Genomic DNA, 16127 nt, shown 5'->3' with positions numbered 1-16127 from the left:
CATCAGGCGTCATCCTGAGCAAGAAAAATTTATTTTTCGCGCCGAAGGATCTGCAAAGTATTCAAGCGATGTGTCATCGTCTTTTCCAAATTGTGCTTTGGAGTTTCTCCTCAAAGTTTTCTCTTTAAAACGAAAACACATCGCAGAAGCGACCCTACAGATCCCTCGACTGACGCTCGGGATGACAGAGTGTAGAGGTTATGACCGTAGAAAGTCATGACTGTGCCGCAAGTTAATAAAAGTAATTTTTAATATTTAAGAGTGTTTTAGAAATAACACCACATCAGGCGTCATCCTGAGCAAGAAAAATTTATTTTTCGCGTCGAAGGATCTGCAAGGTATTCAAGCGATGTGTCATCGTCTTTACCAAGTTGCGTTATGAAGTTTCTCCTCTAAGTTTTCTCATTAAAGCGAAAACACATCGCAAAAGCGACCCTACAGATCCCTAGACTGACGCTCGGGATGACAGAGTGTAAGTGTTATGACAAAAAATAATAGAAAGTAATTTTTTTGATTTAAGAGTGTTTTAGGAATAACACCCCCCATCAGGCGTCATCCTGAGCAAGAAAAATTTATTTTTCGCGTCGAAGGATCTTAAAAGTATTCAAACGATGTGTCATCGCCTTTTCCAAATTGCGTAATGGAGTTTCCCCTCAAAGTTTTCTCATTAAAACAAAAGCACATCGCAGAAGCGACCCTACAGATCCCTCGACTGACGCTCGGGATGACGAATTGTATAGGTTATGACCGTAGTAAGTCATGACTGTTCCACAAGTTAATAAAAGAAATTTTTAAGATTTAAGAGTGTTTTTAGGAATAACACTACATCAGGCGTCATCCTGAGCAAGAAAAATTTATTTTTCGTGCCGAAGGGATCTTAAAAGTATTCAAGCGATGTGTCGTCATCTTTACCAAGTTGTGTTATGAAGTTTCTCCTCAAAGTTTTCTCATTAAAACGAAAGCACATCGCAGAAGCGACCCTACAGATCCCCCGACTGTCGCTCGGGATGACGGAGTGTAAAGGGTGCTCGTAGTAAGTCGTAACTACGCCACAAGTTAATAAAAAGTAATTTTTAAGATTTAAGAGTGTTTTAGGAATAACACCTCACCATGCGTCATCCTGAGCAAGAAAAATTTATTTTTCGCGTCGAAGGATCTTAAAAGTATTCAAACGATGTGTCATCGCCTTTTCCAAATTGCGTAATGGAGTTTCCCCTCAAAGTTTTCTCATTAAAACAAAAGCACATCGCAGAAGCGACCCTACAGATCCCTCGACTGACGCTCGGGATGACGGAGTGTAGGTGTTGTGCCCGTATTAAGCCATGGCTGTGTCTAAGTTTAATTTTAAAAATTAAAAAATTCAAAACAAAAAACTGACCTCTAGAGATCAGTTTCTTTCTTTTTATTAAGTTTTTTGTTGTTGATAAAATATAATATTACAATCGTAAAAATAATTGAATTTACAAATGTCATGTAAAATTTATAGTAATCAAGACTATAAATCCACATTCTCGATGCTACAAATAAAAAAATCATGAGTATTATAAATATTATATTTAGTTTATCTTTAAAGAATTTTTTAATTTTCAAAAACAAATCGTCTTGAACAACTACTGCCAAGAACCCGACGGCGTAAATTGTGTATTGCAAATACATTCCAATATTTGTAATTCGCTCTTCGCCTCTTGTCATATTTGTCTCGACAAATTCAATCCACCTTCTATAATTCGTGGGCTGCACATTTTTCATAGGAAAGCTTTCTAGATATCCGTATCTAAAATATACGAATATGAAAAATAAAATATATCCCCACAAAATTATGTTAAAAAGATTTTTGTATTTTATTTTCATAATCAGAATGGAAGTATTGGTCTTAAGTATCTAATTGCAAATATTATTGCTAGTACATACATTATTGGAGAAACTTCTTTGTGCTTTCCTGTACAAAGTTTCATTACTACATAAGTTATCATTCCAACTGAAATACCTTCGGCGATTGAATATGCAAAAGGCATTGTTACCATTGTCAAAAATGCTGGCACAGATTCAGTGAAGTCCTCTAGGTCGATATTTGTGATTGGTGTAATCATAAATAGTCCAACCATAATAAGAGCAGCTGAAGTTGCTTGTGCTGGTATTATTGAAAATAGTGGGAACAAGAATAGTGAAATAAAGAAGAAGAATGCACAAGATAGTGCAGTAAGTCCTGTTCTTCCGCCTTCAGCAACGCCTGATGCACTTTCTACAAAAGTTGTTACTGTACTTGTTCCAAGTAGTGCTCCTGATACTGTTCCGATTGCATCTGCTAAAAGTGCACGTCCAACTCCTGGAAGATTTCCATCTTCTTCGATTAAGTTTGCCTTTGTGGCAACTCCTGTTAAAGTTCCAACTGTGTCGAACAAGTCGACGAATAGGAATGTGAACATTACAGAGAACATATCAAGTGTAAAGATATTGTCCCAGTGAAGTTTAAATGCCACTTCACTAATTGATGGTGGAAGTGAAAATACAGTGCCTTGTGGAAGGCTTGTTACTCCCAGAATCAGTGCCAAGACTGTACCTGCAATAATTCCATAAAGAAGTGCGCCTTTGACGTTTTTTGCAGTAAGTATTGCCATTAAGATTAGTGAAAATATTGCTACTACAGATGTCCTTGAAGTTAACTCACCAAGTGACAAGAAAGTCGCATCATTTGCAACAATAAGTCCTGATGATGTGAGTCCTATTAGTGTTATAAATAGTCCGATACCAACGGATACTGCATTCTTAAGTGATGTCGGTATAGCGAAGAATATCTTCTCTCTAACTTTAAAGAAACTTAGGATGATAAATATAATTCCTTCTAAGAATACTGCAGTAAGTGCATAAGACCAAGGGTGACCCATTGTAAGTACAACTGTGTAAGTAAAGAATGCGTTTAACCCCATGCCAGCTGATAGTGCAAAAGGTAGGTTCGCAAAAAATCCCATGATGAGCATGGCAATTATTGATGCAAGGATTGTGCCGGTGAACACTCCACCTCTATCCATTCCCGCTTCAGCAAGCATGTTTGGATTTACTGCCAAAATATATGACATTGTCATAAAAGTAGTAAGTCCTGCCAAAAACTCAGTCTTTGGATCAGTTTTTCTTTCGCTTAGCTTAAACGTTCTCTCTAAAAAACCTGTATTGGCTGTCATAATATCCCTCCTCATTTGTGTTTACTTAACTAATACCACAATTAAGATGTTTGTAACATTTGTGGCAAAGGGAGAAAAAATACTTCTCCAATTTAATTTTATAACTTTTACAAAAAATTAGCAAAATAATTCGTAGATTTTTTGATTTTATACAATAAAAAATGCTGCACATTTCGCACAGCATTTATAAAAACTTTATTATTTTTGTTTGAATCTAATTTTCTTTTGAATTTCACCAGCTACTACTGGGATAAGTGATGATCCAATTACCACTCCGATTTCTTTAGGTCCAAGGTTCATTAGTCCAAAGGCTTCGTTTAGGAATGGAACATAAATTACAACAAGCATTAATAGGAATGACACAAGTGTTGCAACTACTAATTTTTTGTTAGAGAATACTCCAAGTTCAAATACAGTCTTGTCGATTGATCTTGATGAGTATGCACGAAGAAGTTCACAAATTATTAGTGTTGAGAACGCCATTGTTCTTGCGTGGTTTACTCCAGCGTCCACACCGTACCATTTTAGTCCAACGAAGTAAGCAAGAAGTGTTGCAACAGTTATTGCAACTGACTGAATTATAACTGTAAGTCTAATTTCTTTATCTATTATAGCCTCGTCTGGATCTCTAGGTGGCTCGTTCATAATATCAGCCTCGCCCTGTTCAACTCCAAGAGCAAGTGCTGGGAAGGAGTCTGTCACAAGGTTAAGCCATAGAAGCTGAATTGGAATTAGTGGCACTGGCAAATCAAGAAGTATTGCAACGAGTACGATAAACACTTCACCAAGGTTACATGAAAGAAGATATGCAACGAATTTTTTAATGTTTGAATAAATAATTCTTCCCTCTTCAACTGCGTTTACAATTGTGGCAAAGTTGTCGTCAGTTAAGATTACTTCTGCTGTTGATTTTGCTACGTCTGTACCTGTAATTCCCATAGCAATACCGATGTCTGCCTTTTTGATTGCAGGTGCGTCGTTAACTCCGTCTCCCGTCATGGCAGTTATGTGGCCATTTTCTTTTAATGCAGTTACGATTTGAACTTTATTTTCTGGAGAAACTCTCGTAAATACAGTCTTGTGTTTTACAATTTCTCTAATTTCTTCTGGGCTCATTTCGTTAAGCTCGCGGCCCATAATAGCCTCGTCATCAGACTCTGCAATTCCAAGTTCTTTTGCAATTGCAAGACCTGTCTCTAAATAGTCTCCTGTAATCATTATTGGCTTTATTCCAGCAGTTCTACATTCATAAATTGCAGCCTTAACTTCTGGCCTTGCTGGGTCAATCATTCCAGTAAGTCCAACGAAGACCATTTCGTTTTCAATATTTTCTGAAGAAATTTCGCCCGGCATTTTGTCGTGAACTCTAAAAGCATATGCCAAACATCTTAGAGCTTCTCTTGCAAATTCTGTGTTCTTAGAAAGAGCAAGTTCTCTTTCTTTGTCAGTAAAGTCCTTTATCTCTCCATCGATTAAAATCTTATTACATTTTGAAATGATGATGTCGGGAGCTCCCTTTGTAAATGACACGACTTTATCTTTTATAAATTTGTCGTGGAAAGTTGTCATCATCTTTCTGTCAGAATCAAAAGGAATCTCTTCAATTCTTTCAATTTTTGTATTTATTTCATCAATTGATTTGCCAGACTTTTCTGCAAAAGTTAAAAGTGCGCCCTCTGTTGGGTCTCCTGTAATTGTGGCTTCGTCGGCACTTATTTTTAATTTTGCATCATTAGTAAGTGCAGCAATTGATGATAAAACTTCTAAGTTTTCAACATCTTCTACAGTTACCTTTTCTCCGTCAAGAGTTACATCGCCCTTTGGAGAATAGCCTGTTCCAGAAACTTCAAACACCTTTCCATCAGTAAAGGCCTTTGTAACTGTCATCTCATTTTGAGTTAAAGTTCCAGTTTTGTCGGAACAAATAACTGTAGTAGTTCCAAGAGTCTCAACTGCCAAAAGCTTTTTAACTATGGCATGTCTTGCTGCCATCTTGCTCATTCCAATTGAAAGAACAATTGTAACAATGGCAGGAAGTCCCTCAGGAACTGCCGCAACAGCAAGAGAAATAGATGTCATAAACATTTCAAGTGGGTCGTTTTTAAATAAAACTCCAACAGCCATTACAACGACGCAGATAACTATTACAAAAATTCCAAGAGTCTTTGAAAGTTTTGCAAGTTTCTTTTGTAGAGGTGTCTGTTCATCGTCCACTGTAGAAAGTGAAGTTGCAATCTTACCAATTTCTGTGCCATGACCAGTTTCAACAACAACGCCCATTCCTCTACCATAAGTTACAATAGTTGAAGAATATGCCATATTCTCTCTGTCACCAATTTCCATCTTGCCATCGTAGTGGGCCTTGGAGTCTTTTTCAACTGGAACAGATTCACCAGTTAAAGATGACTCGTCGATGTGAAGATTTGATGAAGAAATAAGTCTAAGGTCTGCAGGCACAATGTCGCCAGTCTCAAGAATTACAATATCCCCTGGCACGATTTCTGCAGAATCAATCTCAATGTCGTCGCCATCTCTTAAAATTTTCGCCTTTGGAGATGACATTTTTTGTAAAGCTGCAATGGCTTCTTCTGCCTTTCCCTCTTGGTTGATGGACAAAAATGCGTTTACAACAACTATTGCAATGATAATAATTGTATCTCTACTTTCGCCAACTGCCGCAGAAATAACTGCCGCAACGAGAAGTATAATTATCATTGGGTCAAGAAGCTGATCCTTTAGCTTTTGAATAAAAGGTTTCTTTTCCTCTTTCTTAAGCTCATTTCTGCCAAACTCATCTAACCTTTTGGTTGCAACTTCAGTGCTAAGACCGTCTTTTGAAGTCTCAAGACTTTTTAGAGAATCTTCAACGGACTGGTTGTACCAATTGTCTAGTTTTTCCATTTTTTCCTCCTGCTATTTAATAATAAAAAAAGACCGACGCATTACACATCGGTCTCACAAACTTAAATAAGTTTTTCAGCCGGGCATTGCCGTATTGACGACTGAAAATTTGTAGTTACTCCCCTAAGTCTTTTAAATTATAACAGATTTATTCGCAGTGTACAATATATTTGAGGCGATTATTTTATTTGGGATAAAAATATAATTTAAATTTTTCGCCACATTATGTCACCCTGCGGTTAGTCGATAGTATTAAGTGACCTGTCTTTCTCTTGAAGTACCGTATTTTGGAGTTTTCTCCACTAGATTTTCTTGTTAAGGCGCTTAGGCTGTTTCACCTTAACGTACAGATTCTTCGACTCGAGCAAAGCTCTCGCTCAGAATGACGAGGTAGAGGTAACAACAAGTGTTACAATAATTTGCTGATGAGTTTTGTTGTCTCCTTTAGATTTTCTTGTTAAGACGCTTAGGCTGTTTTACCGTAACATGCAGATTCTTCGACTCGAGCAAAGCTCTCGCTCAGAATGACGAGATAGAGGTAACAACAAGTGTTACAATAATTTGCTGATGAGTTTTGTTGTCTCCTTTAGATTTTCTTGTTAAAACGCTTAGGTTGTTTCTCCTTAACGTGCAGATTCTTCGACTCGAGCAAAGCTCTCGCTGAGAATGACGTGCTGCATACACATCTAGAAGCGAGTACTATTTCTTTATTAAAAAATCTTATATAATTCTTTTTTCGTATGCTTAATTATTTTTTTATTTTTCCATGAGTAGCAAAATAGGGAGCCCTTACTCACAAAAAAGTGGAGAACCCATTCAGACTCCATGTATGTTGCAAAGCTCTAAAGAAATCTTATCCTATGGAAGAAATTGTAGAAAGTTCAACTTGAAGCAAATCGCCCGAAAATCACACTGTTCGAACGAAGTGAGTTTGTGATTTTCAGATTTGCAAGAGTATGAACTTTCCAATTTCTGTAATGAGATAAGATTTCTTGAGCTTTGTAAACAGTCTCAACAGAGATTCTCCACTCTCAATTTATATTTTATTTTTTCTTCTTTGGAACAATTTTTTCCATTCCACCCATGTACATTTGAAGTGGCTTTGGAATTCTAACGCTTCCGTCTTCTTGCAACAAGTTTTCTAAGAATGCGATTAACATTCTTGGTGGTGCTACTACAGTGTTATTTAATGTGTGTGCAAGATAAGTTCCGTTTTCTCCACGAAGTTTGATATTAAGTCTTCTAGCTTGTGCATCTCCAAGGTTTGAGCAAGATCCAACTTCAAAATATTTGTTTTGTCTTGGTGAGAATGCTTCAACATCTAGTGATTTAACTTTTAAGTCTGCCAAGTCTCCAGAGCAGCATTCCAAAGTTCTTACTGGTATTTCAAGTGATCTGAAGAAATCAACAGTGTTTTGCCAAAGTTTAACAAACCAATCTTTTGAATCTTCTGGTTTACAAATTACAACCATCTCTTGCTTTTCGAATTGATGAATTCTATAAACTCCTCTTTCTTCAATTCCGTGTGCCCCAACTTCTTTTCTAAAGCATGGTGAATAAGATGTAAGTGCAAGAGGCATGTCTTCTTCCGGTGTGATTGTATTTATAAATTTACCAATCATTGAGTGTTCAGAAGTTCCGATTAAGTATAAGTCCTCGCCTTCAATTTTATACATCATGTTTTCCATTTCTGCAAAACTCATTACCCCAGTAACTACATCTGATCTAATCATAAATGGAGGAATGTGATATTCAAAACCTCTGTCAATCATAAAGTCCCTTGCATAAGAAAGTATTGCTGAGTGAAGTCTTGCAATGTCGCCCTTTAAATAGTAGAAACCTGCACCAGATGTATTTCTTGAAGAGTCAAGGTCGATTCCGTCAAAGCTTTCCATTATGTCAACGTGGTATGGCACTTCAAAATCTGGAATAACTGGCTCGCCAAATCTTTCAAGCTCAACATTTTCACTGTCGTCTTTTCCAATTGGAACAGTCTCATCCATCATTTGTGGAATAACCATCATTCTCTCTTTTAATTCTTCAGAAAGAGTCTTTTCATCTGCTTCAAGCTGAGCAATTTCTTCATTAATATGAGCAACTTTTTTCTTAGCTTCTTCAGCCTTGTCGAGTTCCTTCTTTTGCATGAAAGCGCCAATTTCTTTTGAAGCTTTATTTTTTTCTGCTCTTAAATTATCTCCTTCAGTCTTTGCTGCACGAAGTTTTTCGTCAATGTCAATAACTTCATCAACAAGAGGTAATTTTTCATCTTGAAATTTCTTCTTAATATTTTCTTTTACAGCTTCAGGATTTTCCCTGATAAATTTAATATCTAACATAAAACCTCCATAAAAATAAATAAAAAAAGCCCCTCATCCCTAAAGGGACGAGAGACCCGCGTTGCCACCCTAATTAACCAAATGGTTCACTTAAAATAAATAGACTATGAGGTGGATTCATAAAAATCAAATTGCAGATTCGCACCATCCACCTGCTCTCTTGAAATTCAATTTAAATTACTATTCTCAATTATCGCCTTATGAAATTATTTCTATTATAACACATGGACTGTAATTTTCAACAAGCTTTACTACAACTTGACAAAAATATTAAAATTTCAAAGACTAAAACATCAATCTAACTTAAATGATTTAAATTTATCCAGTTCTTTTTCTGTAAGCTCAATTTGTTCTGCCACTCTTTTGGCAGAAGGTCCTCCAAATACATCGCGTTCATTTAATACATATTCTAGGTCTATATAATTGTAGTAATCTTCATCAAATACTTCAGAAAATTCTTTATAAACATCGAGATCAATCTCAGAGAGGCTCAAATTATTTTCGATTCCATATTTTACAATCGCACCAGTTATATAATATGCGTCGCGGAAGGCAAGTCCTTTCTTTACAAGATAATCTGCCGCATCAGTTGCATTTATATAACCCTTCTTCGCCATGTCGTGCATTCTCTCTTTGTTGACCTTTAAAGTACTCATCATACCAGATAAAATTTTTACAGTTATTTCAAAGTTTTCGAAGGAGTCAAAGAGATAATATTTATCTTCTTGAAGGTCCTTGTTGTATGAGAGCGGTGTCGCCTTAAGCATTGTCAAAACTCCCGTGAGATTCGCGTTAATTCTTGCTGCTTTTGCCCTAATTAGCTCTGCCATGTCGGGGTTTTTCTTCTGCGGCATAATTGACGATCCACTTGAGTACTCGTCTGCAATTTCTAAAAATCCGAACTCTTGAGAGGAATAAATTATAAGCTCTTCTGCAAGACGAGAAAAGTGCATCGCAGACATTGCCATTGTGCTAATCGCCTCAATTACATGATCTCTATCAGATACTGAGTCCATTGAGTTAAGAGTTGGTGAGTTAAAGCCAAGCTCTTTTGCAGTGTAGTCTCTGTCGATGTCATAAGTTGTAGTTGCAAGGGCACCTGCACCGAGTGGGCAAGTATCCATCCTACTTAGTGCGTCAGAGAATCTCTTTATATCCCTTAAAACCATTTGAGCATAAGCCATGATGTTGTGTGCATAAGTGACAGGTTGTGCGATTTGAAGATGAGTATAGCCCGGCATAATTGTGTTTAAATTTTCTTTTGCCAAGTTAATTAGCACTTCTTCAAGTTCTAGTAAAAGTCCTATTGCATTTTTTGTCTTATCGATTGTATATAGCTTCACATCGAGAGCAACTTGGTCGTTTCTTGACCTTGCAGTGTGAAGTTTTTTGCCAGCTTCACCTATTCTTTTCGTAAGCTCTCCCTCAATAAACATGTGAATGTCTTCTGCATCACTTGAGAATTTTAATTTCCCACTTTCGATGTCTTTTAAAATTCCATCAAGTCCACTTACTATATCTATGCACTCTTCTTCTGTAATAATTTTTGATTTTGCAAGCATCTTCGCGTGGACTTTTGAGCCACAGATGTCGTATTTATAAAGTTTATAGTCAACTGATATTGAGCTATTAAATTCATGTGCCAAATCAGCTGTCTTGTGTGTGAATCTACCCTTGTATAAATCCATTACCAATTATTCTTCCTTTTTTGAATTGATTCAATCTTAAGTGGAAGTGCAAATAAATTGACAAACCCTTGTGAATCGTATTGATCGTAAACTCCATCTTCCCCAAATGTTGCAAATTCTTCTGAGTGAAGTGAATATTTTGAAGAAACTCCATTTGGAATAATATTTCCCTTGTAAAGTTTTAATTTAACTTTTCCAGTAACTCTATCTTGTGTCTCGTCAACAAAAGCTTGAAGAGCATATCTTAATTTTGAATACCAAAATCCCTTGTAAACTTCATCAGCATATTTTAGAGCAATCACTTGTTTAAACTTAAGCGTGTCTCCATCAAGAGTAATGCTTTCTAAAACTTCGTGAGCTTTATAAAGAATTGAACCAGCTGGGTTCTCGTACACTCCCCTAACCTTTATTCCTGTAATTCTGTTCTCAACAATGTCATCTATTCCAATTGCGTGCTCTGCACCGATTTTATTTAATAATTTAATTATCTCGATGCCCTTCATCTTCTTGCCATTTACTGCAACAGGTATTCCCTTTTCAAATTCTATTTCAATTTCCTCTGGTTCATTTTTTGCATCTTCATAAGTTTTGCACCAGCTTAGGAATTTATTGTAATCTAAACTATTTTCAGGGCTTTCAATTTCAAGTCCCTCGTGAGAGATGTGCCAAATATTTGAGTCTTCAGAGTAAGCAGAACCATTATTTTTATTAATTGGAATGCCCCTTTCTGCCGCGTATTTTTCTTCATCTTCACGAGATTTTATTTCCCAAAATCTCCACGGAGCTACTATTTCTATATCTGGATCAAAATGTCTTATGGATGTTTCAAATCTAACTTGGTCATTGCCCTTTCCTGTGCAGCCGTGAACAATTGCATCTGCACCTTCCTTGTGAGCAATTTCAACAAGTCTTCTGCCTATTATTGGCCTTGCAAAAGCTGTGCCCAAAAGATAATTGTTTTCGTACTTTGCGCCTGCTTTTAGTGCATTAAACACAAAGTCTTCAACAAATTCTTCTTTGATGTCTTCGATATATAATTTTGATGCTCCAGAGTTTAGTGCTTTTTCTTCCAAGCCATCTAGCTCGTCGCCTTGTCCAACATCAGCAGAAACTGCAATAACTTCGCAGCCGTAGTTTTCTTTTAACCAAGAAATCATGACAGATGTGTCAAGACCTCCAGAATATGCCAATACAACTTTGTTTAGTTTTAAATCTTTCATCTTGTTCTCCATAATATCCCCCAAATTTGATAATAAAAAAAGTCTCCTTTCTATAAAAGAAAAGAGACGAATATTCCGCGGTACCACTCAATTTAGGATTAACCCCACTTAAAAGTTTAACGACAACTCTACGTGCAAGGCTAAATCTCACCTTGCCATCTCCATGGCCCTATTATCTTTCTTCTTCAAATTCCTGACTCACACTCTACTCAGTTCGCTGTAATTTTTATAAAGAAAGAACCACTTCATTGACTTTATATTTTTTTACGATTATAGACAATATTTTTATTACTGTCAAGCAATAAATTAAAGTTTTTGTAATTTTATTTTAATTTGTGATAAAATTAATATCTCACAAGCATTGAAATACTAACTAAAATACTAATTGGAGGAGCAATGAAAGAATTTTTATTAAAACAGGGAGTTTCTGAAAATCTTTTAGACGAAGTAGAAAAATTTACAAAATTCTACGACCTTGACAAAAATTATGAATACAGAATCCCCCACTTAAAATATAAATATTATGGCAAAGAAACTTGGGAGAAGGCAATCGCCGCAATTTTATCAGGCAGCCACATACTCCTAAGCGGCCCAAAGGCAACAGGAAAAAACGTCCTTGCAGAAAATTTGGCATTTTTATTTAAGAGACCTCTTTGGACAATTTCACTAAACATTTCATCTGATCCAGCAAGTTTAATCGGTTCAGACACATTTAAAAATAACGAAGTTGTGCTCAAAAAAGGTCCCGTCTACGAGGCAGGCCTTGCAGGAGGCTTTGCAGTTTTTGACGAAATTAACATGGCAAAAAACGAAGCCCTATCAGTCGTTCACTCTGCCCTTGACTACAGAAGAGTCCTTGACGTATCTGGCTACGATAGGCTTAACCTTCACGAGGCGACAAGATTTATCGCCACAATGAACTACGGCTACATTGGAACGCGCGATTTAAACGAGGCACTCGTGTCTAGATTTTTAGTAATCGACATGCCGACAATTACAGATAGTGACCTCAAAAAATTAATTTTAGAAAACACAAATTTGCGTGAAGATTATGTCGATTTATTCGTAAGACTCTTCCTCGACTTGCAAGAAAAATCTCTAAACTCAGAAATTTCTTCAAAGGCAATTGACCTTAGGGGAATGCTTGCAGCAATTGATCTTATGGAGCACGGACTTTCAATCAAGAGCTCTCTTGAACTTGGAATCGCTGATAAGACCTTCGACTCCTACGAAAAGGAAATCGTCGAGGACATAATCGACACTCTATTTAAATCTGGCATTAAATCTGGTGATCTATTTGTGGGATAAGTACAGATTACAAAATATTTTTTGGACAGTCTCAGGCGACTACACCATAGACCTTGAAAAATTTCACCTAAAGCCAGTTGATTTTTATGAGAGTGCAATTCTTGGAATTTCTGCAAAATATTATGATTTTGAAGTGATTGATGACTATATTAAAAAATTCATCTTGAGACAAAATAATAGGGACGAACTGATTGCCATTGCAAAAATTGTAATCGAGAATGTCTTTTATGAAAAGATAATTCAAGAAAGACCTGGCACAATTGATTTTAGAAAAGAGCATGAAGAGAAAATATTATCTCTTAGAAAAAGACAAAAAATAATTCTCCCAGAAGAACTCGCCCTTGGATTCTTGCGTGAAAAAAAAGGAGAGTATTCAAAAATACAGGAAAACCTCTCACAAATGCTAGATGAAATTTTAGAATTTAAATCTCTTGACACTTTAGAGTACATTGAATTTTTGCAAAATTTATTCAAAAAATATTTCCACGTAAATAAAGAACTCAAAATGGATATGGACGATGAATTTAAAGAATTTAAGGAGAAGAGCAAGAAAAAATTTAAGGCTCCAAAGAAAAAATCAAAATTCATAGACGTCGAACTTTTGGAAAAGTACAGCATTGAGTCGGCAGAATTTACATTTTTCCTGGACGAAGACGACGACATCCGCGTAAAAGAAGATGCCTACAGAGAAAACAGTTTTAGTGAAGAGGCTATTTACAAAAAAATTGTAAAAAAATATGGAGTCGAAAAAATTCCAAGATACATCACACAAAAAATAGAGTCTAAGATTTCAACTGGAATTCACGAAGATATAAAATTGTTTTTTCCAAGCGGCAACTTCGATACAAAAAATTCTTTCGAAGAGTCACTTATGGACGAAAATTACAAAGAAAACCTCGCCTTCTATAACGAGAACAAACTGCTTTATAAACGTGCAACAAGAGAACTATCATCTGTCATAAAAAATTCACTCTTAAAAGATGTATCAGATGAAATAACTCGTTCCAATTCAGGAAATATTGTACCTCGTGACATTTGGAAGAGCAAAAAATTAAATGAAGATAGAATTTTTGAACGAATAAAAAAGGGAGACTCGCCAGAAATTACTGTGGACATTCTCCTCGATTCATCGGCATCGGAGCTTCAAAGAAAAGAAATTATTGCAACAGAAACTTTTATAATTGCCGAGGCTCTCACGAGCTTAAATATAAAGACGAGGATATTTTCCTTTAACAATTACTATAATTATTTGATTCTAAGAAAGTACCGCGACTACAATGATCCAAAATTTAAAAACAAAGAAATTTTTAAATATTCACCGAGCGGATCAAATAGAGACGGGCTTGCAATTAAATTTATGAGACATCTCTTGGAAAAAGAAAGGGATGTGAGGAGATTTTTAATCGTCCTATCTGACGGACTTCCCTTTGATGAGATAAATGTAGGACTAGTTGGAAAGGCGACGATTCCAGGTTTCGACTACAAAGAAGATGAGGCAGTAAAGGATGCTGCAAAAGAAATTATGCTAATGAAGATGAGAGGTGTAAACACCTTTGGAGTTTTCACCGGCGAAGAGAGTGAAATAAAGAACATCAAAAAAATTTACGACAATGACTTTGCCTACATCACAGATATTTCGAGATTTCACAAAGTTATCGGCGTATTTTTAAAAACTTTTGCCAATAAAATTGAATAATTTTACAAAACAAATCCCCGAGCATCAACTCGGGGTTAAATTTATTTTGCCATTTCGACAATTATCTCTTTACAAAGTCTGTCATAAATTGGATCTTCGCCATTTTCAATATATTTTGTGTCATACTTTACAGTAATTGTATTTCCAGTTTTATTAACTAGTTCGCTTCTAGTACGATTTGGATCAAATTTTGGATCTTCAAACTGCTCAACTGCATAATAAAACTTTCGTTTAGTTTCTCCAAAATATTCAGCATTGTTATAAATTCTAATACCGTCATCATAGCCTGCTTCTTTTTGTATAACAGATAAATCATCTAATAAATCTCTTGGGATTTTTACATTTACTTTTGGTTTTCCAAATGTATAAATCTTATATTTTTTTACCTCATTAGAAGGATTTTCTTGGGTAACGATCATACCCTTATTTAATTTATCTACAAGATCTTTATAATGTGGTGTTTTTACTAACGGTTCATAAATTTCTTCTAAATCTTGGAACTTAAGATAATCTACAGCAACATAAAAATTCCCTTTAATATCTAAAACTTTGTCAATCCCAAATGTTTCCATCATGTCTTTATATGAATCGGAATCTAATTGAAATACTGACATCATAAATCCATTACTTTTTTCCTCATTGCCATAACTTATTGCTTCGTAAATATTAATTCCATAATTATCATCTTCTACAACTAACTCTTTCGACAATTCCATTGGAATTTTTACTGTTACCTTTGGATTTCCAAATGTATAAATTTTATAATTTTCATCAGATTTTTGTGAAAGTTTTTTTAAGTTTTCTAAATTAATATCTCCCACGCCTCCTATTATACAAGTGTAGCTATCTTTATCCCAACTGACCTCTTTGCCGAAAGCCTCACCAATATATCTAATCGGGATATAAGTTCTGTCCTTGTAAATAATTGGCACAACATCCATGGATTTATTTTCTCCATTGACTGCAAAATCTTTGCTATTCACATTCATTTTAATATTTAAGTCGTCGCTTGTTATTAAAATATCTTTTGTAGCTTCGTCATACTTTACCGTGCAGTTTAAATTTTCACCAACAAGTCTTAGGGGCACAAAAGTGCGGTCGCTACTGATAAAACCCGTCGCCTCATTCTGCCCTGTTTCGCTTGACTCAATTACTTTTCCGTCCACAATTACTCTCACATCCATGCTATAAGCAAAAGTGTTCACGCTTAAAACGAAAACCAAAACACATAATGCTAAAAATAATTTTTTAAAACTCTTCATGTCGCCCTCCTTATATAATGTATTTAGGTTGTTAAAGGTAACCTATAATCCTTTATCGACTAAGTATTATTCAGTTTTACTGTATAATATTGTTATTAGATAGAGTGTACTCGTTCCCTCCTTGAGATTTAATCTCGTACTTGAAAGAGTGAGTCCTCTAATCTTTTAACTGTTTACGAATAAGTTAGATGTTGACCCTTCCAGGGTACTTCGTATATACCATAAGGCAGTAACGTTATTAGATTTTGAGGTGTCTATCTAAAATTTCATTTTCGAGGTATCTTATGTTTTATTTAGGTATTGATATTGGTAAAAATACTCATGTTGCTTCATTAGTTGATGATAAGAAAAAAGTTATTTTTAAAGCTTTTTCTTTTTCAAATTCCATTGATGGTGCTGAGAGTTTAATCCTTAAACTAGAGGCTTTCAAAAATGAACTTGAAGTTGGTATGGAAGCTACAGGTCATTATTGGTTATCTCTATACTCATATCTTGTTGAAAAAAACTTTACTGTTCGTGTTATCAATCCAATCCAAA

General features: G+C 35.5%; 10 protein-coding genes and 1 other annotated feature. Of the genes, 3 read left to right on the top strand and 7 right to left on the bottom strand.

Translation table 11 applies throughout. The features are described 5' to 3' along the window. Positions 1 to 1380: 1380 nt before the first annotated feature. From ACOX6R_RS04600 to ACOX6R_RS04575, 6 genes are all read right to left on the bottom strand, one after another. Positions 1381 to 1851 carry a hypothetical protein gene (locus tag ACOX6R_RS04600; protein WP_433447734.1) on the bottom strand — a complete coding sequence of 157 codons (471 nt, stop codon included), beginning with the start codon at positions 1849 to 1851 and terminating at the stop codon, positions 1381 to 1383. Between the two features lie 2 nt (positions 1852 to 1853). Then, positions 1854 to 3179, bottom strand: coding sequence for an NCS2 family permease (locus ACOX6R_RS04595; RefSeq protein WP_433447732.1), 1326 nt, complete (start codon positions 3177 to 3179; stop codon positions 1854 to 1856). Between the two features lie 198 nt (positions 3180 to 3377). Then, complete coding sequence (locus tag ACOX6R_RS04590; protein WP_433447730.1) at positions 3378 to 6080, bottom strand: cation-translocating P-type ATPase; 2703 nt, start codon at positions 6078 to 6080, stop codon at positions 3378 to 3380. A gap of 1043 nt (positions 6081 to 7123) precedes the next feature. Beyond that, entirely contained in the window at positions 7124 to 8416 is a 1293-nt protein-coding gene (gene serS, locus ACOX6R_RS04585) for a serine--tRNA ligase (protein ID WP_433447728.1), read from the bottom strand. A gap of 40 nt (positions 8417 to 8456) precedes the next feature. Further along, positions 8457 to 8619 (bottom strand) — a binding site (T-box leader). 90 nt (positions 8620 to 8709) lie between these two features. Continuing rightward, on the bottom strand, positions 8710 to 10104 hold the full coding sequence (argH, locus tag ACOX6R_RS04580; RefSeq protein ID WP_433447735.1) for an argininosuccinate lyase: 1395 nt from the start codon (positions 10102 to 10104) through the stop codon (positions 8710 to 8712). Next, entirely contained in the window at positions 10104 to 11336 is a 1233-nt protein-coding gene (locus ACOX6R_RS04575; RefSeq protein WP_433447726.1) for an argininosuccinate synthase, read from the bottom strand. The genes argH and ACOX6R_RS04575 overlap by 1 nt, the downstream gene beginning before the upstream one ends. A gap of 384 nt (positions 11337 to 11720) precedes the next feature. Here ACOX6R_RS04575 and ACOX6R_RS04570 point away from each other — a divergent pair, with 384 nt between their 5' ends. Together ACOX6R_RS04570 and ACOX6R_RS04565 are read left to right on the top strand one after the other, a co-directional pair. Then, positions 11721 to 12632, top strand: a complete 912-nt coding sequence (locus ACOX6R_RS04570; RefSeq protein ID WP_433447724.1) for an AAA family ATPase — start codon at positions 11721 to 11723, stop codon at positions 12630 to 12632. Next, positions 12622 to 14328: a hypothetical protein gene (locus ACOX6R_RS04565; RefSeq protein WP_433447722.1), complete on the top strand. Its 1707-nt coding sequence runs from the start codon at positions 12622 to 12624 to the stop codon at positions 14326 to 14328. Before ACOX6R_RS04570 ends, ACOX6R_RS04565 begins: the two co-directional genes overlap by 11 nt. A gap of 41 nt (positions 14329 to 14369) precedes the next feature. Here the strand turns inward: ACOX6R_RS04565 and ACOX6R_RS04560 are convergent, their stop codons facing one another. Continuing rightward, positions 14370 to 15590, bottom strand: a complete 1221-nt coding sequence (locus tag ACOX6R_RS04560) for a stalk domain-containing protein (protein ID WP_433447720.1) — start codon at positions 15588 to 15590, stop codon at positions 14370 to 14372. A 284-nt stretch (positions 15591 to 15874) separates the two neighbouring features. On the opposite strand from ACOX6R_RS04560, the gene ACOX6R_RS04555 reads away from it, so the two are divergent. Next, positions 15875 to 16127 (top strand): IS110 family transposase (locus ACOX6R_RS04555; protein ID WP_433447718.1); only part of this gene is annotated, 253 nt, incomplete at its 3' end.

The organism is Peptoniphilus sp. (assembly GCF_050943655.1).
Classification (GTDB): domain Bacteria; phylum Bacillota; class Clostridia; order Tissierellales; family Peptoniphilaceae; genus Peptoniphilus_A.
This window is presented reverse-complemented; position numbering and strand designations above follow the sequence as displayed.

Excerpts from the sequence above, each read along its gene's own strand:
- serS (WP_433447728.1), bottom strand. The coding sequence starts at position 8,416 with ATGTTAGATATTAAATTTATCAGGGAAAATCCTGAAGCTGTAAAAGAA.
- ACOX6R_RS04595 (WP_433447732.1), bottom strand. The coding sequence starts at position 3,179 with ATGACAGCCAATACAGGTTTTTTAGAGAGAACGTTTAAGCTAAGCGAA.
- ACOX6R_RS04590 (WP_433447730.1), bottom strand. The coding sequence starts at position 6,080 with ATGGAAAAACTAGACAATTGGTACAACCAGTCCGTTGAAGATTCTCTA.
- ACOX6R_RS04600 (WP_433447734.1), bottom strand. The coding sequence starts at position 1,851 with ATGAAAATAAAATACAAAAATCTTTTTAACATAATTTTGTGGGGATAT.
- argH (WP_433447735.1), bottom strand. The coding sequence starts at position 10,104 with ATGGATTTATACAAGGGTAGATTCACACACAAGACAGCTGATTTGGCA.
- ACOX6R_RS04570 (WP_433447724.1), top strand. The coding sequence starts at position 11,721 with ATGAAAGAATTTTTATTAAAACAGGGAGTTTCTGAAAATCTTTTAGAC.
- ACOX6R_RS04575 (WP_433447726.1), bottom strand. The coding sequence starts at position 11,336 with ATGGAGAACAAGATGAAAGATTTAAAACTAAACAAAGTTGTATTGGCA.
- ACOX6R_RS04560 (WP_433447720.1), bottom strand. The coding sequence starts at position 15,590 with ATGAAGAGTTTTAAAAAATTATTTTTAGCATTATGTGTTTTGGTTTTC.